The organism is Camelimonas sp. ID_303_24 (assembly GCF_053543495.1).
In genome coordinates this window covers 467,932-488,648 of the sequence record NZ_JBLLJM010000005.1, presented here as the reverse complement: position 1 = coordinate 488,648, position 20,717 = coordinate 467,932, and the positions used below count along the sequence as shown (strand labels likewise).

The 20,717-nt window shown below is 67.4% G+C and carries 19 protein-coding genes; 11 read left to right on the top strand and 8 right to left on the bottom strand.

The features are described 5' to 3' along the window. The first annotated feature begins 89 nt into the window (after nt 1-89). Genes ACERNI_RS07785 through ACERNI_RS07775 form a run of 3 tightly spaced genes read left to right on the top strand, consistent with a single transcriptional unit; the run spans nt 90 to nt 2,908 of the window. Nucleotides 90-1,397, top strand: a complete 1,308-nt coding sequence (locus ACERNI_RS07785) for a lytic murein transglycosylase (RefSeq protein WP_448832695.1) — start codon at nt 90-92, stop codon at nt 1,395-1,397. Continuing rightward, entirely contained in the window at nt 1,394-2,191 is a 798-nt protein-coding gene (gene tam, locus ACERNI_RS07780; protein ID WP_448832694.1) for a trans-aconitate 2-methyltransferase, read from the top strand. Before ACERNI_RS07785 ends, tam begins: the two co-directional genes overlap by 4 nt. A 12-nt stretch (nt 2,192-2,203) precedes the next feature. Further along, nucleotides 2,204-2,908, top strand: coding sequence for a DUF1345 domain-containing protein (locus ACERNI_RS07775; RefSeq protein WP_448832693.1), 705 nt, complete (start codon nt 2,204-2,206; stop codon nt 2,906-2,908). A 98-nt stretch (nt 2,909-3,006) separates the two neighbouring features. Here ACERNI_RS07775 and ACERNI_RS07770 read toward each other — a convergent pair whose 3' ends face one another. Continuing rightward, nucleotides 3,007-4,350, bottom strand: coding sequence for a sugar porter family MFS transporter (locus ACERNI_RS07770; protein WP_448832692.1), 1,344 nt, complete (start codon nt 4,348-4,350; stop codon nt 3,007-3,009). Nucleotides 4,351-4,534: 184 nt separating this feature from the next. Here ACERNI_RS07770 and ACERNI_RS07765 point away from each other — a divergent pair, with 184 nt between their 5' ends. The 3 genes from ACERNI_RS07765 (at nt 4,535) to ACERNI_RS07755 (ending at nt 6,823) form a co-directional block, all read left to right on the top strand. Further along, nucleotides 4,535-4,981, top strand: a complete 447-nt coding sequence (locus ACERNI_RS07765) for a PaaI family thioesterase (protein ID WP_448832691.1) — start codon at nt 4,535-4,537, stop codon at nt 4,979-4,981. Nucleotides 4,982-5,138: 157 nt separating this feature from the next. Next, a complete protein-coding gene (locus ACERNI_RS07760) occupies nt 5,139-6,065 on the top strand; it encodes an ABC transporter ATP-binding protein (protein ID WP_448832690.1) in 927 nt (308 codons plus the stop codon). Continuing rightward, complete coding sequence (locus ACERNI_RS07755) at nt 6,062-6,823, top strand: ABC transporter permease (protein WP_448832689.1); 762 nt, start codon at nt 6,062-6,064, stop codon at nt 6,821-6,823. Before ACERNI_RS07760 ends, ACERNI_RS07755 begins: the two co-directional genes overlap by 4 nt. Nucleotides 6,824-6,836: 13 nt before the next feature. Here the strand turns inward: ACERNI_RS07755 and ACERNI_RS07750 are convergent, their stop codons facing one another. Beyond that, the gene (locus ACERNI_RS07750) at nt 6,837-7,538 is read right to left on the bottom strand and encodes a GntR family transcriptional regulator (RefSeq protein ID WP_448832688.1); all 702 of its coding nucleotides are present in this window, start codon (nt 7,536-7,538) and stop codon (nt 6,837-6,839) included. A 32-nt stretch (nt 7,539-7,570) separates the two neighbouring features. Between ACERNI_RS07750 and ACERNI_RS07745 the strand changes: the two genes are divergently transcribed. Next, entirely contained in the window at nt 7,571-7,840 is a 270-nt protein-coding gene (locus ACERNI_RS07745; RefSeq protein ID WP_448832687.1) for a DUF1272 domain-containing protein, read from the top strand. A gap of 218 nt (nt 7,841-8,058) precedes the next feature. Here the strand turns inward: ACERNI_RS07745 and ACERNI_RS07740 are convergent, their stop codons facing one another. Continuing rightward, on the bottom strand, nt 8,059-9,372 hold the full coding sequence (locus ACERNI_RS07740) for an acyl-CoA dehydrogenase family protein (protein ID WP_448832686.1): 1,314 nt from the start codon (nt 9,370-9,372) through the stop codon (nt 8,059-8,061). Between the two features lie 570 nt (nt 9,373-9,942). On the opposite strand from ACERNI_RS07740, the gene ACERNI_RS07735 reads away from it, so the two are divergent. The 4 genes from ACERNI_RS07735 to bioA all read left to right on the top strand — a co-directional run bounded on the left by ACERNI_RS07735 (nt 9,943) and on the right by bioA (nt 13,704). Further along, the gene (locus ACERNI_RS07735; protein ID WP_132001900.1) at nt 9,943-10,263 is read left to right on the top strand and encodes a hypothetical protein; all 321 of its coding nucleotides are present in this window, start codon (nt 9,943-9,945) and stop codon (nt 10,261-10,263) included. A gap of 305 nt (nt 10,264-10,568) precedes the next feature. Next, on the top strand, nt 10,569-11,753 hold the full coding sequence (locus ACERNI_RS07730) for an 8-amino-7-oxononanoate synthase (RefSeq protein WP_448832685.1): 1,185 nt from the start codon (nt 10,569-10,571) through the stop codon (nt 11,751-11,753). Continuing rightward, nucleotides 11,750-12,385, top strand: a complete 636-nt coding sequence (gene bioD / locus ACERNI_RS07725) for a dethiobiotin synthase (RefSeq protein ID WP_448832684.1) — start codon at nt 11,750-11,752, stop codon at nt 12,383-12,385. Before ACERNI_RS07730 ends, bioD begins: the two co-directional genes overlap by 4 nt. Next, on the top strand, nt 12,382-13,704 hold the full coding sequence (bioA, locus tag ACERNI_RS07720) for an adenosylmethionine--8-amino-7-oxononanoate transaminase (RefSeq protein WP_448832683.1): 1,323 nt from the start codon (nt 12,382-12,384) through the stop codon (nt 13,702-13,704). Before bioD ends, bioA begins: the two co-directional genes overlap by 4 nt. A 113-nt stretch (nt 13,705-13,817) precedes the next feature. On the opposite strand, the gene cydX is transcribed toward bioA, so the two are convergent. The 5 genes from cydX to cydD all read right to left on the bottom strand — a co-directional run bounded on the left by cydX (nt 13,818) and on the right by cydD (nt 20,675). After that, complete coding sequence (cydX, locus tag ACERNI_RS07715; RefSeq protein ID WP_448832682.1) at nt 13,818-13,961, bottom strand: cytochrome bd-I oxidase subunit CydX; 144 nt, start codon at nt 13,959-13,961, stop codon at nt 13,818-13,820. An 18-nt stretch (nt 13,962-13,979) separates the two neighbouring features. Beyond that, a complete protein-coding gene (gene cydB / locus ACERNI_RS07710; protein ID WP_448832681.1) occupies nt 13,980-15,134 on the bottom strand; it encodes a cytochrome d ubiquinol oxidase subunit II in 1,155 nt (384 codons plus the stop codon). A gap of 3 nt (nt 15,135-15,137) precedes the next feature. Continuing rightward, complete coding sequence (locus tag ACERNI_RS07705; RefSeq protein WP_448832680.1) at nt 15,138-16,715, bottom strand: cytochrome ubiquinol oxidase subunit I; 1,578 nt, start codon at nt 16,713-16,715, stop codon at nt 15,138-15,140. 442 nt (nt 16,716-17,157) lie between these two features. Then, complete coding sequence (locus tag ACERNI_RS07700; protein WP_448832679.1) at nt 17,158-18,912, bottom strand: amino acid ABC transporter ATP-binding/permease protein; 1,755 nt, start codon at nt 18,910-18,912, stop codon at nt 17,158-17,160. Further along, nucleotides 18,909-20,675: a thiol reductant ABC exporter subunit CydD gene (gene cydD / locus ACERNI_RS07695; protein ID WP_448832678.1), complete on the bottom strand. Its 1,767-nt coding sequence runs from the start codon at nt 20,673-20,675 to the stop codon at nt 18,909-18,911. Before cydD ends, ACERNI_RS07700 begins: the two co-directional genes overlap by 4 nt. Nucleotides 20,676-20,717 lie beyond the last annotated feature (42 nt).

Below are 20,717 nucleotides of genomic sequence, written 5' to 3'. Positions count from 1 at the left end.
TGTCCGCGACCATATTCCGTCACCAGTAATATAGTCACTCCCCGGCGCTGAGGGCAGCGCCGGCGGGCATGGTTCTGCGGAAAGGGTGAATGATGGCGCGCGGCGCGGGATGGAGGCGCGGGTCGGGGCTGGCCATGGTGCTGGCGGCGGGACTGGCGGCGGGGCTGGCGACGGGGCTGGCGGGCGAGGCTCGCGCCCAGAAAATGGCCGGGGGTGCCGGCGGCCAGCAGGCCAGCGGCGATTTCGCCGGGTTTCTCGCCGCCATACGGCCGAAGGCGCTGGCGCTGGGCGTTTCGGCGGCGACCTGGGAGCGGGAGACCGCCGGCCTGACGCCCGATCTCACCCTGCCCAATCTCGATCGCGGTCCCCGCAAGCCCTCGCATGCCGGCCAGCGTGAGTTCAGCGCCACGCCGGCGCAATATCTCTCCGACCAGGCCATGGCGGCGACGGCGGCAAAAGGCGCCAGCCTGGCGGCGCGCTACCGGCCGCAACTCGCGGCGATCGAACAGCGTTTCGGCGTGCCAGGCCCGGTGGCGCTGGCCATTTTCGGCCGCGAAACCGGCTATGGCGCCAACACCGGCAAATATGACGGGCTGCGCACCCTCGCCACCCAGGCGTGGACCGGCCGCCGCCGCGAGACCTTCGTCCAGGAGTTTCTCTACGGGCTGAAGATGCTGGACGATGGCGTGGTCAGCCGCCAGGCGATGAAAAGCTCATGGGCCGGGGCGATGGGGCTGACCCAGATGCTGCCGTCGCAATACTATCGTTATGGCGTCGATCTGGATGGCAATGGCCGGGCCGATATCTGGGGCTCGGTTCCCGACGCCCTGGCTTCCATCGCCAACCATTTGCGCGGCGAGGGCTGGCGGCCTGGCGAGCGCTGGGCCCATGAGGTTGCGCCGCCGGCGCGGGCCGATTGCACGATGGCCGACCCGGATGCGCCGCGCCCCTGGTCGCAATGGTCAGCAGCCGGCTACCGGCCGGAGAACGGGCCGGCGCCCGGGCGCGGTGCGCAACTGGCGTTGCTGTTGCCGGCTGGCGTTCATGGCCCCGGTTTTCTGGTCGGACCGAATTACTTCGTGCTCAAGGCCTACAATTTTTCCGACCTTTATGTGTTGTATGTGGGCCATCTGGCTGACCGGATCGCCGGCGGCGGACCGTTCGCCACGCCCTGGGGCCAGGTCGCGCAGCCCTCCGCCGGCCAACTGGCCGCCATGCAGCGCGATCTGACCCGGCTCGGCCTCTACCGTGAGAAGATTGACGGCTTCGCCGGCATGAAGACCCGCCTCGCTGTTGGCGCCTTCCAGAAGGCCAATGGCCTGCGCGCGGATTGTTGGCCGACGCCGGAAACGCTGAAGGCCATTGCGGCCGCCGCGAAACAGGGAGCAACGCCTTGACCGCCTGGAGCCCCGAGCAATATCTGAAGTTTGAGGACGAGCGCACACGTGCGGCGCGCGATCTGCTGGCCCGGGTTCCTGGCGATGGCTATGGACCGGCGCGCGGCGCCGCGCCGTCGCGGGTTATCGATCTGGGTTGCGGCCCCGGCAATTCGACCGAACTGCTGGCCGACCGATTTCCGCAGGCGCGGCTGGAAGGACTGGATTCGTCCGTCGACATGCTGGACGAGGCGCGCCGCCGCCTGCCACAAATCAGCTTCGCCGAGGCGGATCTTGCAACCTGGACGCCGCCACGCGACGCCGACGTGCTGTTCGCCAACGCCGTGTTCCAGTGGGTGCCTGGCCATCTGGCCGCCATGGCGCGGATTCTCGCGGCCTTGCCTGGCGGCGCGGTGCTGGCGGTGCAGATGCCGGACAATCTGGAGCAGCCTTCACACCGGCTGATGCGTGAGATCGCCGCGAAGGCGCCGTTCGCCAGCAAGCTCGCGGGGGCGATTGCCCTGCGCCTGCCGCTGGAGCCGGTGAGCGTCTGTTACGACGCGCTCGGCGGCCTGTGCAGCGATCTCGACATCTGGTGCGTCACCTATCACCATCGCATGGCCAGTCCGGCCGGCATCACGCAATGGGTGATGGGCACCGGGCTGCGCCCGTTCCTTGAACCGCTGGACGCCAATGAGCGCGCCTGGTTTCTGGAAACCTATACCCAGGCGGTGAGCGAGGCCTATCCGCCCCAGCGCGACGGGACGACGCTGCTGCCGTTCCCGCGCCGGTTCATCGTGGCGCGGCGGGCCTGAGCGGAGCGACCGATGACGGACGGCGGCCATCAGCATCATCGCGGTCTGGCCCCGCGCCTGGTTCGCATTGTCCGGGGCCGCGCCCGCACGTTTCTGGCGTTTCTGATAATGGCCGCCACATGGCTGGCGGCGGGCTGGCTCCCCTGGGTGGCGACCATGTCCGCTCCGGCGCGGCTGCTGGTTGCCTGGAACGTCGGCGCGGTGCTCTGGCTGGTGTTGGCGGTGGTGATGATGCTGCGCTCGGACGCCGCCCGCATGCGGCGGCGTGCGGCGCAACAGGATGATGGAGCGGCCATTATCCTGCTGGTTTCGTGCATAGCCGCGAGCGCCTGCCTGGTGGCCATCGCCTCGGTGCTCGGCAATGCGCCGCGCCTGCCGGCGGGTCCCAGATCCTGGCATATCGCCCTTGGCGTGCTGACCATCTTCAGCGCCTGGACGTTCATGCACGTGGCGTTCACGCTGCATTACGCCCACGCCTGGTATGAGGCGGATGGGGGAGGGCTGCTGTTCCCCGATCACGAGACGTCGCCGGATTATTTCGATTTCGCCTATTTCGCCCTGACGATCGGCGTTGCCTGCCAGACCTCCGACGTCTGCGTCGCCGGCCGGCGCATGCGGCGGCTGGTGACCGGGCACTCGGTTCTCGCCTTTTTCTTCAATACGGCGGTGCTGGCGCTGGGGGTGAATGTGGCCGCCAGCGTGGTGGGAAGCGGTTAGGACAGCTCCCGTTCGCGAGATGGGCATGCTCACGAAAGCCGTGATGCGCTTTGCGCGAGCATGCGAGACGTCAAAATGCCGGGACCAAACGCCAGGGTTCAGGCAGAGCGCGTGAGGTCGCGGAAACGCGCGCCGGATGACAGCTGCGCCTCGATGTCCTCCAGCGACGCGCCGGAGGTTTCCGGCACCAGCGCCCAGGTGAACGCCACCCCGACAAGGCAGGCGATGGTGAAGCCGGCGAAGACGCCCGCAAGGCCAATGACGCCGAGCAGGGCCGGAAAGGCAAACACCACGAGGGCATTGAACGTCCAGTTGGCGATGGAGGCGAGCCCCATGCCCAGCGGCCGCACGTCAATCGGGAAGATTTCCGCCATCATCAGCCAGGGCAGCGGCCCGATGGAGATGGCGAAGGCGGCGATGTAGGCCAGCAGGCCGGCAAAGGCCACCGCGTTGAGCCACGGGCTGTCGCTGGCCGCCGCGCAGGCAATCACGGCGAGGCTGAGAGCGGAGCCGACAAAGCCGATGTAGAGCATGCGGCGCCGGCCGATCCGGTCGATCAGGGCCATCGACACCAGGGTCATCGCCACATTGACCGCGCCAATGCCGATGGTGGCGAGGAGCTGGGCGCCGTGGCTGTCGAAGCCGGCTTCGCGAAACACCAGGGGCGCGTAGTAAATCACCGCGTTGATGCCGCTCAGCTGTTGCAGCACGAACAGGCCGACAGCGACAATGGTGGCGGGCAGGACGCGGCGGGAAAACAGCGTCGACCAGCGGGCGGCTTGCGGCGTTGCGGCGATGGAGCGGCGGATTGCCTCCAGCTCGGCGCCTGCCTGGCTGGCAAGCCCGTTGTGGACCAGGGCCGCATGGGCGTCCTCCGTCCGTCCGCGCAGCATCAGCCAGCGCGGCGTATCATGCATGGTCGCCATGGCCGCGGCGAGAATGACGCCTGGCGCCATGCCGATGGCGAACATGGTGCGCCAGCTGCCTTCAAGCGCATAGCCGGCGATATAGGCGCCGAGGATGCCGAGGGTGATCGCCAGCTGGTAGAACGACACCAGCATGCCGCGATGGCGGGCCGGCGCGTTCTCCGAAATGTAGAGGGGAGCGGCTACGGCCGCCAGGCCAATGGCGAGGCCAATGGCCAGGCGCGCGGCTGCCAGGGACGGGCAGTCCCAGGCCAGTGACGAAAGCGCGGCGCCGACGGCGAACAGGATGCCCGCGAGAATCAGGGCGCCGCGCCGGCCGTAACGATCGGCGAGCCGGCCTCCGGCCAGCGAGCCGAACAGGGCGCCGAATGGCACCGCCGCAGTCGTGCAACCTTCCATCAGCGGCGAGACCGTGAATTCCTGACGGAGCCCACTCAGCGCGCCGGCAATAACGCCCTCATCATATCCAAATAGAAAGCCGGAAATTCCAGCGATAATTGCGACAATATACGGCATGTTGCCTCTTTTATAATAATTGCCACTAACAATTTTGAATTTTATATAATAAATATACGCTGAATTCATACGCACTGCCTGCGGTGCGGGTCAAGCGTCGCCAGCGGCGCCGGGCGGGCGCGCCGGGCATTGACCGCGTGGATGCAGCGGGGCATGGGAAGGAAACAACAGACAGGAAACGCCCGTGACCGAGCAGGAAATTCTCCAGACCTTCCACAACAACGTGAATCCGTGCCTGCGCACCCTTGGCGGCGGCATCGCCGGTTTCGATGTGGCGACTGACACGACCACCATGGAGTGGACGGCCACCCAGGATCACTGCCATTCGGTGGTCGGGCATCCGCGCGGGGGCGTTGTGCAGGGCGGCATTGTCACCGGCTGGATCGACGCCGCCATGGCCCACGCCTGCATCGCCAAATCGCGGTTCACCGTTGTTGTGCCCAGCCTGGAGATCAAGGTGAGCTTCCTGCTCGCCGCCCATCCCGGCAAATACCGCTCCACCGGCTGGATCACCCGTTGGGGCAAGTCAATCGCCTTCCTGGAGGGTGAACTGCGCGACATGGATGGCGAACTGATCGCCCGCGCCAGCTCCACCGCCGCCCTGCGGCCGATCAAGCGCCCGGAGGCGTGATTTTCGCCAGCGTTCCTGCCCGCCCGTCATGCCTGGACCGTTTCCGGGTTTGGCGGAGGCGGGTTTGACGATGGGGCGGCCGGAGGCGGCGGCCAGCATGGCAGGCCTGCAAAAATATTTCCTGTAACGGATCACAGGGCGGCGTATACAGGCGCCCATGTCGACGATTCTGTCCATCTCCGATCTTTCGAAGACCTACAAGGGCGGTTTCACCGCCCTGCATCCGCTCAGTCTCGATATTGAGCGGGGCGAAATCTTCGCCCTGCTTGGACCCAACGGCGCCGGCAAGACGACGCTGATCTCGATCATCTGCGGACTGGTCAACGCCTCCACCGGGCGGGTGACGGTTGATGGCCATGACAGCATCGCCGGGTTTCGCCAGGCGCGGGAGCAGATTGGTCTGGTGCCCCAGGAGCTGGCCACCGAATCGTTCGAGACGGTCTGGGCCACCGTCAGCTTCAGCCGCGGCCTGTTCGGCAAGCCGCCGAACCCGGCGCTGATCGAAAAGCTGCTGCGCGACCTGTCCTTGTGGGACAAGAAGGATAACAAGATCCTGACGTTGAGCGGCGGCATGAAGCGGCGCGTCATGATCGCCAAGGCGCTGTCGCATGAGCCGCGCATTCTGTTTCTTGACGAGCCGACCGCCGGCGTCGACGTCGATTTGCGCCGCGACATGTGGCGGCTGGTGCGCCGCCTGAAGGATTCCGGCGTCACCATCATCCTGACCACCCATTACATCGAGGAAGCCGAGGAGATGGCCGACCGCATCGGCGTCATCAATCGCGGCCGCCTGATGCTGGTGGAGGAGAAGGACGCGCTGATGCGCAAGCTGGGGCGCAAGCAGGTGACCGTGACGTTGGCCTCGCAACTGGCGGCGCTGCCGCAGCGGCTGGCGGAGCGGGGCGTGCGCCTTGGCGATGACGGCCGGGCGCTGACCTGGATTTACGAGCCGGCGCGGGTGCAGGCCGGCATGCCCGGCCTGCTCGCCGATATCGCCGCCGAGGGGCTGACCGTGGCCGACATCGACACGCGGCGCAGCTCCCTTGAGGATATTTTTGTCGACCTGGTGAAGGGCGCCCAATGAACCTGCGCGCAATCGCGGCGATCTATCGCTATGAAATGGACCGGACGCGCCGCACCATCCTGCAAAGCGTGGTGGCGCCGGTGATTTCCACCGCGTTGTATTTCGTGGTGTTTGGCGCCGCCATCGGCGGCCACATGGGCGCGGTCAATGGCGTGCCGTATGGCGCCTTCATCGTGCCAGGCCTGATGATGATGTCGCTGCTGACCCAGAGCATTTCCAACGCGTCGTTCGGCATCTATTTTCCGCGTTTCGTCGGCACCTTCTACGAGCAGCTCTCGGCGCCCATTTCCGTGGTTGAGATCGTCGCCGCTTATGTGGGCGCGGCTGCGACGAAATCGGTGGTGCTCGGCCTGATCATCCTGGCCACCGCGGCGCTGTTCACGCCGCTGAGCGTGCAGCATCCGTTCTGGATGCTGGGCTTCCTGGTGCTCACCGCCGTTACCTTCAGCCTGTTTGGCTTCGCCATCGGCATCTGGGCCGACAATTTCGAGAAGCTGCAGCTGATGCCGATGCTGGTGGTGACGCCGCTGGCGTTTCTTGGCGGCAGTTTCTATTCCATCGACATGCTGCCGCCGTTCTGGCGTTCGGTGTCGCTGTTCAATCCGGTGGTTTACCTGATCAGCGGCTTCCGCTGGAGCTTCTTCGGAACCTCGGACGTCAACATTGTCGTCAGCCTCTTCATGACGATTGGCTTCATGGTCGCCTGCCTCGCCGTCATCGGCTGGATGTTCCGCACCGGCTACCGGCTGAAGGCCTGACGGATGACGGGGGTCAGGCCTGCTGCTGGCTCTCGTGCATGACGTCGATCATGCGGCGGAAGTGCCGCTGGGTGACGGCGCGGGCCTTCTGCTCGTCGCCGGCAAGAACCGCGCCGGTGATCACGCCGTAATCCTGATGCCGCAATTCGTCGTAGCGCGCCACCTGGGCGCGGAACTGGATGCGCAGCAGGTGTGATTGCACGCGCGGCATGACGCGGGCCAGTTCAGCATTGCCGGCGAGGTCAACCAGCGCCCCGTAGAAACGGTCGCGCGCCAGGGCGTAACCTGGCGTGAGCGTGGCGTGGTCGAACGCCGCAAGCTGGCTGGCCGCCGCCTCCAGGCGCGCGGCGCCAGCGGCGTCGCTCGCGGCGCGGCGCGCGGCGCCGGCGGCGGCGAGGCCAACCAGCGCTTCCAGCAATTCCAGCAGATCAACGGCTTCCCGCCACCCCAGTTTGCGGATGGCGGCGCCGCGCCCTGGCGACAGGGTGACGATGCCCTCGGCGGCGAGGCGGCTGAGGGTTTCGCGCACCGGGCCGCGACTGACGCCATATTCCGCCGTCAGATCGGCTTCCACCAGCCGCTGTCCCGGCGCGTAGCGACCTTCATAGAGGCCGCGCACGATGGCGCTGAACAGGCTGTCGCGAAAGCTGGAGGCGTTCTGGGCGGCGGTGCGTGCGCCGGCAGGTGCGCCAGTATGTGACCGTGCGTTTGCCATATAGGATGTCAACGTGCTGAAGGAGGAGCCCCATGCTGGAACTGCGCCCCAATTGCGAATGCTGCGACCGCGACCTGCCGCCGTCCAGCCCTGATGCGCGGATTTGTTCGTTCGAATGCACGTTTTGCGCCAGTTGCGCGGACCAGACCCTGGGCGGGATCTGCCCCAATTGCGGTGGCGGGCTCGTCGCTCGCCCCATCCGTCCGGAGCGTCTGCTGCCGCGGGCGCCGGCGTCGACGCAGCGCGTCGTCAAGCCGGCGGGCTGTGCGTCCGCCGGCGGGTCGGGTGCGCCGGCGTCCTGACGGACCGGCGTGAGGCAAACAGGCGGACGTCGCCTGTCCGCCAATAGTCAGGCCCATCGTGGAATATGCGCAGGATGCGGCGGCCTGAAGGCATCCCGCCCTGACCCGGCGCGACGGGCGCCGGGTCAGGGCGCCATGTCGCGATCTGCCCGCCGGGGTTGCCCGGCCAGGAGTTACCCGGCCAGGAGCTGCCCGGTCAGGAGCTACCCGGTCAGGAGTTACTCGGCCCAGTCAGCCGGGCGCGCCCACAGGCCGGCGTCGGCGAACTCCTGGGCCTCCTGGCGGGTGAAGCCAAGGCCGCGGCCGCCGGTGACGTCCGGATCGGTGTTGCGGTGGCGCTTCAGCTCCAGACGGGCGATCTGGTTGCGATGCACCTCGTCCGGGCCGTCGGCCAGGCGCAGGGCGCGGGCCAGCGAGTAGCAGACGGTGAGATAGTGGTCGTTGTTGGTGCCGCCGCCGCCAAACACCTGGATGGCCCAGTCGACGATCTTGCAGGCCATGTTGGGCGCCGCCACCTTGATCATGGCGATTTCCTGCTTGGCTTCCTTGTTGCCAACCGTGTCCATCATGTAGGCGGCCTTCATGGTGAGCAGGCGGCACTGCTCGATCATGATGCGCGCCTCGGCGATGCGCTCCAGGGTGACGGTCTGCTCGGAAACCGGCTTGCCGAAAGCGACGCGGGCGTCGGCGCGGCGGCACATGCGCTCAAGGATGCGCTCGCTCATGCCGATCAGGCGCATGCAGTGGTGGATGCGGCCCGGGCCAAGGCGACCCTGGGCGATCTCGAAACCGCGACCGTCGCCCAGCAGCATGTTCGAAGCCGGGACGCGCACATTGTCGAACCACACTTCAGACGCGCGGTCCGGCACGCCATAGAAGCCAAACACCGGCAGCGGGCGGATGACCTTCACGCCAGGGGTGTTCCGGGGCACGAGGATCTGCGACTGGACCGCATGCGGGCTGGCGCCGGGCTCGAAATTGCTGCGGCCCATGACGATGAAAATCTTGCAGCGCGGATCCGTGCCGCCGGTGGTGTACCACTTGCGGCCGTTCAGCACGTAGTCGTCGCCGTCGCGGCGGATTTCGAGCTGGACGTTGGTGGCGTCGGAGGAGGCGACATCGGCTTCGGTCATGCAGAAGGCCGAGCGGATCTCGCCCGCCAGCAGCGGCTCCAGCCACTGCTTCTGCTGCGCTGGCGTGCCGTAACGGACGAGCACTTCCATGTTGCCGGTGTCGGGGGCCGAGCAGTTGAACACTTCCGGGGCCATGATCGAGCGGCCCATGATCTCGCACAGGGTGGCGTACTGCTGGTTGTTGAGGCCGGCGCCGCGCGGATCGTCAGGCAGGAACAGGTTCCACAGGCCTTCCGCCTTCGCGATCTTCTTCAGTTCCTCAACGACAGGGATCACCCGCCACGGACCAAGCTTCTCGCCTTCCGCGTAGTAGCGCTGCTCGTTGGGATAGATGTGCTTCGCCATGAAAGCCTTCAGGCGGGCCTGAAGTTCGGCGAGCTGGGTTTCGGTCACGGCCACGGTGTACTCCTCCTGTTGCGGGTTTTTTGTAGCGCACGATTGTCCTACAATTAAGTCGGGCAATTTGTCGCCCCCGGAAACAGGCGGCCTGGCTGGCGCGGCGACGCGTGGGGATCACGCGAATGTCATCGGGAGAGTGTGGCTTCGGGGCCATGGGGACGATGGGTCATGGGCGCGCGCTGTCTGCGCCTGCCGAGCATCGCGGATCATCCAAAATGGTTAACGAAAAGTAAATCCGGCCAGTCATCCGCATTCCGCCGGCGTCGGCGGCGCCCGGTCATGGGTGGGCGGGTTCAATTGTCGCTGGCGGCCGCACTGTCCATATATGGCGACAATGCAGCTGAATCATGAGAGTTGGGTCAATATTTTGACGAGTTTGCGTATTTCGAAAAAATATTTGTAAATTTGCATCAACGATTACGTTTTAACTTTGAGCGTTGTGGGCGATCGCAGGTATTGAAGGCTTGGCCGTGGCTGTATTTCATGCGAACTGGCGCGAACCTCCATTGACAATTGGAGCGGGATATTGTTTGCCGGGGTATCGGACATACATTTTTAACGGGGAAGCGCATGTCGTCATTTCGTTGGTCTCTCGCCGCTGCGGCTGTTGGCGTCGCGGCGATGCTGGCTGGTTGTCAGAGCGCCCAGGAATCGGCGGTGACCGCCGAGATGACCTGCCGCCAGACTGGCCTGCGCCCTGGCACCGCCACCTACGACCGCTGCGTCGCGGCCGCCTTTGACCAGAGCCGTCGCCAGTCCGACCAGGCCGCTACCGCCGTTGCCGTTGGCGCGGCTGCCGGCGTGGTGGGCGGCGCCATTCTCGGCGCCAATTCCGGTCCCCGTTATGGCTATTACGGCTATCGCCGTTGCAACGCCTGGGGCTGCTGGTAAGACCTGGCGCCCGCAGCTGCGGGATGCGTTGAATTTATGGAAGGCCCGGAACCTTGTTCCGGGCCTTCTTGCGTCAGGGTCGGGCAGGGCGCTGTCGATTTTATAGATAAAGTGCAGGCTTCAGCGAGAATGTTGACAGGCTGAGCGTGGTCAGGCTGGATTTTCCATCAGCCATGATGCGACGCATCCGTAAAATTATTTTATACATCAACTACGTAGAATAATAGATAATTTCAGCAGCAGATTCGACGCTGCGCGCGCGGCTGGCTATCCCTGCTCGGCACAGCAGAGAAGGAGGCCAGACAATGGCGAGTTCAGACAGCGTTGCGCGCGGTGGGGCGCAGCCAGCCCGGCCGCACTATCCGGCGCATGCCGCCAATCTCGCCGAACTGGCGCGAAGAGGACGTTTGCGACGGCTGCAGACAGCTGCTGGCCTCGATTTTGCCTCCAATGATTATCTGGGGCTGGCGGCATCCGGCGTGCTGCGCGACGCCGCCATGGCGGCCCTGGCGGCGGGAATTCCCGTGGGGTCGGGCGGATCGCGGCTGCTGCGCGGCAACCATTCTGCGCATGAGGCGCTTGAGCAGGACGCGGCGCAATTGTTCGGGGCGGAGGCCGCGCTCTACCTCGGCGGGGGCTTCCAGGCCAATCAGGCCATCTTCGCCACGCTGCCAGGCAAGGATGATCTGGTGGTCTATGACGCGCTTTCCCACGCCAGCGTCCATGAGGGGTTGCGTCTGCGCCGTGGCCCGGCGGTCGCCTTCGTTCATAACGACATGGCCGACGCTGACCAGCGCATCAGGGCGTGGCGCTCGGCGGGGGGCGCGGGCGAGGTCTGGCTGGCGGTCGAAAGCGTCTATTCCATGGAAGGCGACAAGGCGCCGATGGCTGATGTGGCTGCGCTGGCGCGCCGCCATGACGCCATCCTTGTGGTTGACGAGGCGCACGCCACCGGCCTGTACGGCCCGCATGGCGCAGGCCTGGCCCATGGCATTGAGGCCGCCGGGGTGCGCTTGCTGACCTTGCACACCTGCGGCAAGGCGCTGGGCGCCAGCGGCGGCCTGATTTGCGGCGACCGCACCCTTGTCGATCTTCTGGTGACCCGGGCGCGGCCGTTCATTTTCGCCACGGCGCCATCGCCGCTGATGGCCGAGGTGGCGCGCGCCGCGCTTGGCGTGCTGCGGGACCGGCCGGAGTTGCGCCAGCGGGCGCTGGAACTGATCGCCCATGCCCATGCTGAGGCGGCGCGCTGCTGCGGCCTCTCCGGACTGCAAACCCAGATCATCCCCGTCATCATTGGCGAGGACGGCCGAACCATGGAGCTGGCCGCTGCGCTGCAGGCCCAGGGCTTCGACGTTCGCGGCATCCGCCCGCCGACGGTGCCTTCGGGAGCCTCGCGGCTGCGCATCGCCATTACCGGAAACGTCACCTGCGAGAACGTCACGAACCTGTTCGAAACACTTGCCGGTCTTCAGGGAGCACAGGCATGAACGGGGTGATCGTGGTGGCCGGAACCGACACCGGCGTCGGCAAGACCATTGTCAGCGCCGGCCTCGTGCAGGCGCTTGGCGCGACCTACTGGAAGCCGGTGCAGGCGGGGCTCGACGACGAAACTGACAGCGAGCTGGTTGTGCGTCTGAGCGGCCGTCCGGCGCTGCCCGAAGCGTGGCGGCTGGCGTTGCCGGCTTCGCCTCACCTGGCGGCGGAACGTGAAGGCGTAACGATTGCCCCGCAAGCCCTCGCCTTGCCGGCCTCGCCGCGCCCGCTGGTGGTGGAAGCGGCGGGCGGCGTCCTGACCCCCCTGACCCGCGACACGGTTTATGCGGATGTTTTCGCCAGCTGGGGCGCGCCGGTGGTTGTGGTGGCGCGCACGTCGCTCGGGACAATCAATCACGCCTTGCTGTCGCTCGAGGCCCTGCGCAGCCGGGGATGCCATGTGGCCGGGGTGCTGTTTTCCGGGCAGGCGGCGCCAGACAGCGAGGCGATCATTTGCGCCCTCGGACGTTGCCGCAACCTTGGCCGGCTGCCGGTCGTCAAGCTTGAGCAGGCGGCGCTGGCGTCGGCGTTTGCGCAGATCGATGTCGCCGCCGTCCGGGCGCTCATGCAAGGGGGTGGGCGATGACGAAGGTCTTGACCAGCGCCATGTCCTGCGACGCGGCGTTCGACCGGCGGCACATCTGGCGGCCCTATGCCAGCATGCGGGAGCCGCCGCCGCTGCATCACATTGTTGCGGCGCAAGGGATCTACCTCGAGCGCGCCGACGGCGGGCGGATGATCGACGCCATGTCGTCATGGTGGTGCGCCATTCACGGCCATCGCCATCCGGCGATTTTGGCGGCCATGGCCAGCCAGCTTGGGCGCCTGCCCCATGTCATGTTCGGCGGGCTGACCCATGATCCTGCCATCGGGCTGGCGCGCCGGCTGGTGGGCCTGCTGCCCGAGGGGCTGGATTGCATATTTTACGCTGACAGCGGCTCGGTGGCGGTGGAGGTGGCGCTGAAAATGGCGCGTCAGGCCCAGGCGGCGCGGGGCGAGGCCGGGCGTACGCTGTTCGCCACAGTCCGCGGCGGCTACCACGGCGACACCTGGAAGGCGATGGCGCTGTGCGATCCCGTAACCGGCATGCATGGCAGTTTCGGGGCCAGCCTGCAGCCGCAGCTGTTTGTTCCAGCGCCGCCTCTGCCCTTCGACGCTGCCTGGAATGACGATGCGGCAGTGAATGGCCTCGGCGAGGTCGCGCGCCTGTTCGCCAGCGAGAGCGGGCGTATCGCAGCATTTATCGTGGAGCCGGTGGTGCAGGGCGCCGGCGGCATGCGCTTCTACCAGCCAGGCTACTTGCGCGGCCTGCGCGCGCTGTGTGACCGGTACGGGATCTTGCTGGTTTTCGACGAGATCGCCACTGGCTTCGGCCGCACCGGGCGGATGTTCGCCATGGATCACGCAGGAGTTGCGCCGGATATTATCTGCCTTGGCAAGGGGCTTACTGGCGGCCACGTGGGCTTCGCCGCCACCGTGGCCAGCCGGGCCGTTGCGGACGATGTTTCTGCTGGCGACCCGGGGCTGCTGATGCACGGGCCAACCTTCATGGGCAATCCGCTGGCCTGCGCCGCCGCCTGCGCCAGCATCGATCTGCTGGCCGGGGGGCATTGGCGCGGGCAGGTTGCAGCCATTGCCCGTCAACTGGCGCGCGAGCTGGAGCCGGCGCGGGCGTTGTCCGGCGTCGCCGATGTTCGCGTTCTGGGAGCTATTGGCGTCATCGAGATGCGCGAAGCGCTCGATACGGCGCGGGTGCATGCCCGTGCGCTTGCTTCCGGGGTCTATCTGCGGCCGTTCGGAAAGCTGCTTTACGCCATGCCGCCCTATGTGATCGCGCCGCAGGAGCTGGCGCAGATTACCGGCGAGATGCTGGCGATCGCCCGCCTGGAAAGCGAGGCTGGCTGACGGTCGCTGGCCCTGGCCAGCCATGGGTGCCTATTCGGCCCCAGACGCAAAAAAGGCGCCCCCCACAGGGGCGCCTTTCGCATTTCAGCAATGTGTTTGGCGCGTGATCCGGATCAGCTGCGCGGCTGGTCGGGGACAGGGGCCATAGCTGCGGCTTTCGCCTTCGCCTGATCGTCCATCAGCTCGTACCACATGGCGTTGAGCACGGCGAAGGCGGCTGCGAGCGGCAGTCCGAGCATCCAGGAAAAATACCACATGCGATCGTCCTCCCTTTCTCAGTAAGCGTGACCGTCGCCGGATTCGATGGCCTTGGCGTCAACCTTGCCCCACAACACCCGGTAGACGAAGGCGGTGTAGATGAGGATCAGCGGCAGGAATATCGCGGTCGCGAACAGCATGATGAACAGGGTGAGGTGGCTTGATGAGGAGTCCCACACTGTCAACGAGACATTGGGATCGGCCGAGGACGGCAGGATGAACGGGAACATCGAGACGCCGACGGTGGCGATGATGCCGAAGATGGCGACATCGCTGCACAGCAGGGCCGAGATCTCGCCCCGGGCCCGCATGGCGATGAAGGTCGCGAGCGCGCCGAGGATGCCGAGAACGGGCGCGATCAGCGTCCACGGCGCCGCCTGGTAGTTGGCGAACCAGGCCAGGGGCGCCAGGGCCACCGTTTTGGCGTGCGGGTTGGAGGCGCCGCCGCGCACGACCTCGCTGGTGAAGCGATAGCCATCGATGCCGTAGTACAGCCAGACGCCGGCCAGCGCGAACAGCGCCAGCGTCAGTAACGCCGTGACCGAGCCGATGCTCCGGGCCCGGTCGCGCACCGCGCCTTCAGTCTTCACCTCAAGCCACGCCGCCCCATGGGTGAGCAGCATGCAGACGGAGAGCACGCCGCACAGCAGCGCGAACGGATTGAGGAGGCCGAAGAAGGTCCCGTCGTAGAAAATCCGCATGGTGTCGTCGAGGCGGAACGGCACGCCCTGCAACACGTTGCCGACCGCCACGCCGAAGATCAGCGCCGGCACGAAGCCGCCGATGAACAGCGCCCAGTCCCAGCCATTGCGCCAGCGCGCGCTGTCGATTTTGGAGCGGTATTTGAAGCCCACCGGCCGCAGGATCAGGGCCATCAATATGGCGAACATCGCCAGATAAAACCCCGAGAACGATACGGCGTAGAGCTGGGGCCAGGCGGCGAAGATCGCGCCGCCGCCAAGGATCAGCCAGACCTGGTTGCCTTCCCACACCGGCCCGATGGAGTTGATGGCGACGCGTCGCTCCACGTCGGTGCGCGCCACGAAGGGCAGCAGCGCGCCGACGCCAAGATCAAAGCCGTCAGTCATGGCGAAGCCGATCAGCAGCACGCCAAGCAGCACCCACCAGATCAGGCGCAGGTGTTCGTAAGAGATCAGTTCGTGAAGGATCATGACTTACTCCGCGGGCGCGAGGACGGCCGGGACGAGGGCGGCTTCCGGATCGTGATCCGGCTCCGGCCCCTTGCGGATGGCGCGCAGCATCAGCTTCATCTCAATGACAATCAGGACGAGATAGAGCGCCGTGAAGCCGATGATGGTCATCAGCACGGTGTGCGCGCCAAGGCTCGACACCGCGAGCGCCGTCGGAAGCACGCCTTCGATGACCCAGGGCTGGCGCCCCAGCTCCGCGACCATCCAGCCCGCCTCGATGGCGATCCATGGCAGCGGGATGGCCAGCACAGCCAGCCACAACAGCCAGCGCGGCCCTTCCAGACGCCGGCGGGCCGACTGGATGAAGAACGCGGCTGTGAGGGCGATGAAGACCAGACCGCAGCCAACCATGATGCGGAACAGCCAGAAGATTGGCGCCACCATGGGAACCGTATCATTGGCCGCCTTGAGGATCTGCTCCGGCGTCGCCTGGCGGGGATCGTCGACGTAGCGCTTCAGCAGCAGGGCGTAGCCGAGATCCTTGCCGTTTTCCTCGAAGGACTTGCGCAGATCTTCCGGGATGGCCGCGCCGCGCGGCAGGCCGCGGATCTTTTGCAGGGCGTCATAGGCGATGACGCCCTTTTTGATGAAGCCTTCCGCGCGCTGCGTCAGTTCGTTGATGCCCATGATCGGGGTATCGAGCGAACGGGTGCCGATCAGGCCCATCACCCACGGAATGTGGATGGCGTAATGGGTCTCTCGCGCGGCCTGGTCGGGGAAGCCGACAAGGGTGAACGAAGCCGGCGGCGGCTCGGTCTCCCACATGGCCTCGATGGCGGCCAGCTTCATCTTCTGGTGTTCGCTGGTGAGGTAGCCGCTCTCGTCGCCAAGCACCACGACCGAGAGGGAGGCGGCCAGGCCAAACGAGGCCGCCACGGTCATCGAGCGCTTCGCCAGCGCCAGATGGCGGCCCTTGAGCACGTACCAGGCCGAGACGCCAAGCACGAAAATGGCGCCGCAGACATAGCCGGCGGAGACGGTGTGGACGAACTTGGCCTGGGCCACCGGATTCATCAGCACGTCATAGAAGCTGGAAACTTCCATGCGCATGGTTTCCGGGTTGAACACCGCGCCAACCGGGTTTTGCATCCAGCCATTGGCGATCAGAATCCACAACGCCGAGAAATTGGTGCCGAGCGCCATCAGCCAGGTGACCGTCAGGTGGCCAACGCGGGACAGGCGGTCCCAGCCGAAGAAAAACAGGCCAACGAACGTCGCTTCCAGAAAGAACGCCATCAGGCCTTCAATCGCCAGCGGCGCGCCGAAGACGTCGCCGACATAGTGGCTGTAGTAGCTCCAGTTCATGCCGAACTGGAATTCCATGACGATGCCGGTGGACACGCCGATGGCGAAGTTGATGCCGAACAGCACGCCCCAGAACTTGGTCATCTGTCGCCAGATGGGGCGGCCGGTCATCACATAGACCGTCTCCATGATGGCGACGAGAATGGAGAGCCCGAGCGTCAGCGGCACGAACAGAAAATGGTATAGCGCCGTTAACGCGAACTGCAGTCGCGACAGGGCGACAATGTCCAGTTCCATCTGTTTCGCCAGGACATTTGCCCTGGCCCCCTGGTTGATCCGCCCCGACGGGGCGGACGTCAGCGCCTGGCCGGGCAACACCCGGCGTGCAAGCAATGCAGCCGCGCCGCGCCGGAAGGTCTGCGCTGGCGCTGTTGCCAGCGCCGGCAGGGCTCCGGCTGGAGCGCCGCTTCATGGTTCCCGAAGCTGCCGCCGGAACGCGCGCCGGCGTCCCGGGCGTTCGCCCGGACCGGGTTCAAGGCCCGGTGTTTCTGCGCCTGGGCGGCTTCCGGTCCACATGGCCAGAAACCGCTCAGGATTTTGCTGTTGTGAGCGAAATCTGATCGACCAGACGATGTCGCCTGGTCGGAAAACGCCCTGGCGCGACGAACTCGCCGTCGCGGTTATGCCAATCGCTTCAAGGCCAGCACGGGCTGGCGCGCCGGGCGACGCCCGGCGCCAATCAGTCCGGCCGCAGCCCGGCGAGCAGCGCGTCGAACGCCGGTTCGCCGCGCCGGGCGCTCGCCGTCAGGCGGCCGTGGCGCATCACCAGCAGCCGGTCGGCCAGTTCGGCCTCGCGGCGCAGGTGGGTGGCGATGACCAGGGCGCGCGCCCCCGCCAGCCGCGCCGCGCATCCCAGCACGTCGCGGGCGGTGGCGGCGTCCAGCGCCTCGGTCGGCTCATCCAGCAGCCAGAGCGGCGCATCGCGCAGCAGCAGGCGGGCCAGGGCCAGCCGCCGGCCCTGGCCGCCCGAAAGGCCAGCCCCGCCTTCGCCCAAAGGGGCGTCAAGCGGTGATGTCATATCCCCGGCGGCGCGACTTCTGATGACATCGTCGAGGCTGACCGCCGCCAGCGCCTTCATCAGCGTCGCATCGTCCGCCTCGGGCGCCGCCAGTTGCAGATTGCCCCGCCAGCTGTCCTGGAACAGTTCGGTGCGCTGGGTCAGCAGGCTGGCGGGCCGGTTGAGGACCTCACCCGAGGCCGCCTCCACTTCTCCCGCCAGCAACGCCAGCAGGGTGGATTTGCCGGCTCCGCTGGCGCCAATGATGGCGATGCGCTCACCGGACCCGACAGTCAGATCAACGTCGACAAGCACGGGCCGGGCGGCGCCTGGATGGCGCACGCAGACCTGGCGCAAGGTCGCGGCTGCGCCGTCATCGGCCGGGACGCGCCGGAGCGGCGGCGCCGGCTGGTCGGCGAGGCGTGGGGCCAGCCGGCCCACGGCCAGCAACGTGCGGCCCAGTTCCATGGCGCCGCGCCGCAGGGCTGCGAAGGGCTCAAGCGCCGCAAGCGCCACCAGCACGGCCATGGCGGCGACAGGCGCGCCGATGGCCCCGCTTTCGGCAAGGGCCGCGACCGTCAGCAGGGCGGCGGCAAGCAGCAGCGCCGTTGCCACGCCGAACGCCGCCGTGACCCGGGCTTCGATGCGGTTCAGCGCATTGTCCGCGCGGGCAAGGCGCGCGTCGGCGTCGGCGACGCCGGCCTGCGCCGCCGCCATGCGTCCGGCCATGACCAGATCGGTCTGGCCGGCCGTGAGATCAATGATGCGCTGGCGCAAGGTTTCCAGGCCGCTGCTGCGGCGGCGCGATGGCGTCAGCGCCCGGCGGGCCGCCAGCGCCGGCACGCCAAGGCCGGCGATCAGCAGCCAGAAGCCGGCGAGCAGGCCAAACCAGCCGTTGACCATTCCCAGGGTGACGCCAGCCGCCAGGGCCGCGCCAAGCGCGGCGGCGGCGGGAACCAGAATGCGCAGATAGAGCGAATCCAGCGCGTCGATGTCGCTGGTCAGGCGAAACAGCAGGCGGGCGGGGCGCAGCAGCAATTGCCGGGCCGCCCCGGGTTGGGCCCAGCCGCGAAACGCCCGCTCGCGCAATGCGGCCAGCACCGCGAAGGTGGCGTCATGGGTGATGAGGCGCTCGCCATAGCGGGAGGCCGTGCGCGTCAGGGCGAGAAAGCGGATGCCGGCCGATGGCGCGAACACGTCGAAGGCGAGGGCTGTCGCCGCCATCAGGCCGGCGATGGCGGTGGCGGTGATGAACCAGCCGGAAAGCCCGAGCAATGCGATGCCCGCCAGCACGGTGCAGGCGGCCAGCGCCGCGCCGAGCAACAGGCGATTGCGCTGGCCCCGCCAGAACAGTTTCAGCACGGCCCACAGGCCATGTGACAGGGTGGAGCTGCGCGATGGGGCGGGGCGGGATGGGGGCGAGACGGGGGTGGTCATGTCCGCTCCTCCGGCGCGCCTGTCGCCGCCAGATGAATTGTCCTGTCCATGCGGCTGGCCAGCTCCGGGTCATGGGTGGCGACGATCAGGGTGCGCCCCACCGCGAGGTCCAGCAGGCTTTCGGTCACGGCGCTGGCGGTGGCGCGGTCAAGGTGCGCCGTCGGCTCATCGGCCAGCACGAGGCCGGCGTCGTGATTGAACGCGGCGCGGGCCAGGGCGAGCCGCAGCGCCTCGCCGCCAGAAAGGCCAACGCCGCCCTCGCCGATGATGGCGCCGCCGCGGCCGGCGGCGACGTCGGCGAGACTGGCCCAGCGCAGGGCTTGCCGGGCGTTGGCCCTGGCGTCCGGCGCCGGGCGGCCAAGACTGACATTGCCTTCCAGCGGGCCGGTGAAGACGTGCGGTTGCTGGCCGATCCAGGCCATGCGCTGGCGCAGTCCGGCGACGTTTGCATCATCGAGGGGCTGCCCGCCAATGGTGATGACGCCGCGCCGGGGCGCGGCGAGGCCGGCCAGCAGCGCCAGCAGGGTGGATTTTCCGCCGCCGCTAGGGCCGAGCAACGCCACCCGTTCGCCGGCTGCGATGCTGATGCTGATGCCATCCGGCAAGGCCGGGCCCGTTGCGCCAGGATAGCGGAACCCGAGGCCATGCGCGGTCACCGCGAGGGGGCCGGCGGGGCAGGAAGCTTGAGGTAGCGGAGCAACCTGAGACAGGTAATCAATCTGAGGGAGGGAAAGGGCTTGCGGCGGGGAGGCGGCCTGGGGCGGGGAAACGGTGGCGTCGCCCGGTTGCTGCGTCCGCCATGCGCCAGGCAGTGGGATGGCCCCATCCCCCCCGCCAGCCGCCGACAGCCTGTCCAGCGCCACCATGGCCGCTTCGCCGGCGGCCTTGTCATGCCAGACGGCGGAAAGTTCGCGCAGCGGGTCGAAAAACGCTGGAGCCAGCAGCAGGATGAACAGACCCTGGGCGAGCGTCAGCTTGCCGCCCCAGGCGCCGAAGGGCAGTTCGCCGAGCAGGTGAAAGCCGATGTAGACGGCGACCAGCGCCACGCCGAGGGCCGAGAACAGCTCCAGCACCGCCGAGGACAGAAAGGCGATGCGCAGCACCGCCATGGTCTTGCGGCGCACGCTTTCGGCATTGGCGCGCAGGCGCGTCGCCGTGGTTTCGACGGCGCCGAGAGTACGAATGGTGGCGAGGCCGCGCAGCCGGTCGAGCAGGAAGGCGTTCATCGCGCCCATTTCCACCAGTTGCGCCTCGCTGGCCGCCTTCGCGCGCCAGCCGATCAGGGCCATGAACAGCGGTATCAGCGGCGCGGCGATGAGCAGGATCAGCCCCGCGACCCAGGAGAACGGGATGACGCAGGCCAGGATGACCAGCGGCGCGATGCTGGCTTTCAGGCGGGCCGGCTGGAAGCGGGAGAGCCACGCCTGCACCGCCTCGGCCTGCTCGCCGATGATGGCGGCGGCCTCGCCGGAGGCCACCCGGTTGACGTCGAGCGGCGAGCGCGCCGCCACGGCCTCGCAGGCCGCCAGCCGGCGCGCCGTGAGGATCGGCCGGGCGCCCTGGAAAGCGTAGCGCACGCCCAGCGCGTCGAGCGCTGCGCGCACCAGCCCAAGCGCCAGCACGCCAGCCGCCGGCGCCAGCATGGCGCTGGCCGGCGCGCCATGGGCGAGGCCGCCGACCGCCCAGGCGATCAGCGCCGCCTGTGGCAGCCAGACGAGCGCCGCCGCGGTCTGGATCAGGGCGGCCTTGCGGGCGACGCCCATTCCTGCACGGGCGGAAGGAGGGTTGCCGGCAGTTTCTTCACC

Excerpts from the sequence above, each read along its gene's own strand:
- ACERNI_RS07700 (WP_448832679.1), bottom strand. The coding sequence starts at position 18,912 with ATGACCACCCCCGTCTCGCCCCCATCCCGCCCCGCCCCATCGCGCAGC.
- bioD (WP_448832684.1), top strand. The coding sequence starts at position 11,750 with ATGAACGGGGTGATCGTGGTGGCCGGAACCGACACCGGCGTCGGCAAG.
- cydX (WP_448832682.1), bottom strand. The coding sequence starts at position 13,961 with ATGTGGTATTTTTCCTGGATGCTCGGACTGCCGCTCGCAGCCGCCTTC.
- ACERNI_RS07755 (WP_448832689.1), top strand. The coding sequence starts at position 6,062 with ATGAACCTGCGCGCAATCGCGGCGATCTATCGCTATGAAATGGACCGG.
- ACERNI_RS07745 (WP_448832687.1), top strand. The coding sequence starts at position 7,571 with ATGCTGGAACTGCGCCCCAATTGCGAATGCTGCGACCGCGACCTGCCG.
- cydD (WP_448832678.1), bottom strand. The coding sequence starts at position 20,675 with ATGGGCGTCGCCCGCAAGGCCGCCCTGATCCAGACCGCGGCGGCGCTC.
- ACERNI_RS07735 (WP_132001900.1), top strand. The coding sequence starts at position 9,943 with ATGTCGTCATTTCGTTGGTCTCTCGCCGCTGCGGCTGTTGGCGTCGCG.
- cydB (WP_448832681.1), bottom strand. The coding sequence starts at position 15,134 with ATGATCCTTCACGAACTGATCTCTTACGAACACCTGCGCCTGATCTGG.
- ACERNI_RS07785 (WP_448832695.1), top strand. The coding sequence starts at position 90 with ATGATGGCGCGCGGCGCGGGATGGAGGCGCGGGTCGGGGCTGGCCATG.
- ACERNI_RS07750 (WP_448832688.1), bottom strand. The coding sequence starts at position 7,538 with ATGGCAAACGCACGGTCACATACTGGCGCACCTGCCGGCGCACGCACC.
- ACERNI_RS07730 (WP_448832685.1), top strand. The coding sequence starts at position 10,569 with ATGGCGAGTTCAGACAGCGTTGCGCGCGGTGGGGCGCAGCCAGCCCGG.
- ACERNI_RS07770 (WP_448832692.1), bottom strand. The coding sequence starts at position 4,350 with ATGCCGTATATTGTCGCAATTATCGCTGGAATTTCCGGCTTTCTATTT.
- ACERNI_RS07760 (WP_448832690.1), top strand. The coding sequence starts at position 5,139 with ATGTCGACGATTCTGTCCATCTCCGATCTTTCGAAGACCTACAAGGGC.
- ACERNI_RS07705 (WP_448832680.1), bottom strand. The coding sequence starts at position 16,715 with ATGGAACTGGACATTGTCGCCCTGTCGCGACTGCAGTTCGCGTTAACG.
- ACERNI_RS07775 (WP_448832693.1), top strand. The coding sequence starts at position 2,204 with ATGACGGACGGCGGCCATCAGCATCATCGCGGTCTGGCCCCGCGCCTG.
- bioA (WP_448832683.1), top strand. The coding sequence starts at position 12,382 with ATGACGAAGGTCTTGACCAGCGCCATGTCCTGCGACGCGGCGTTCGAC.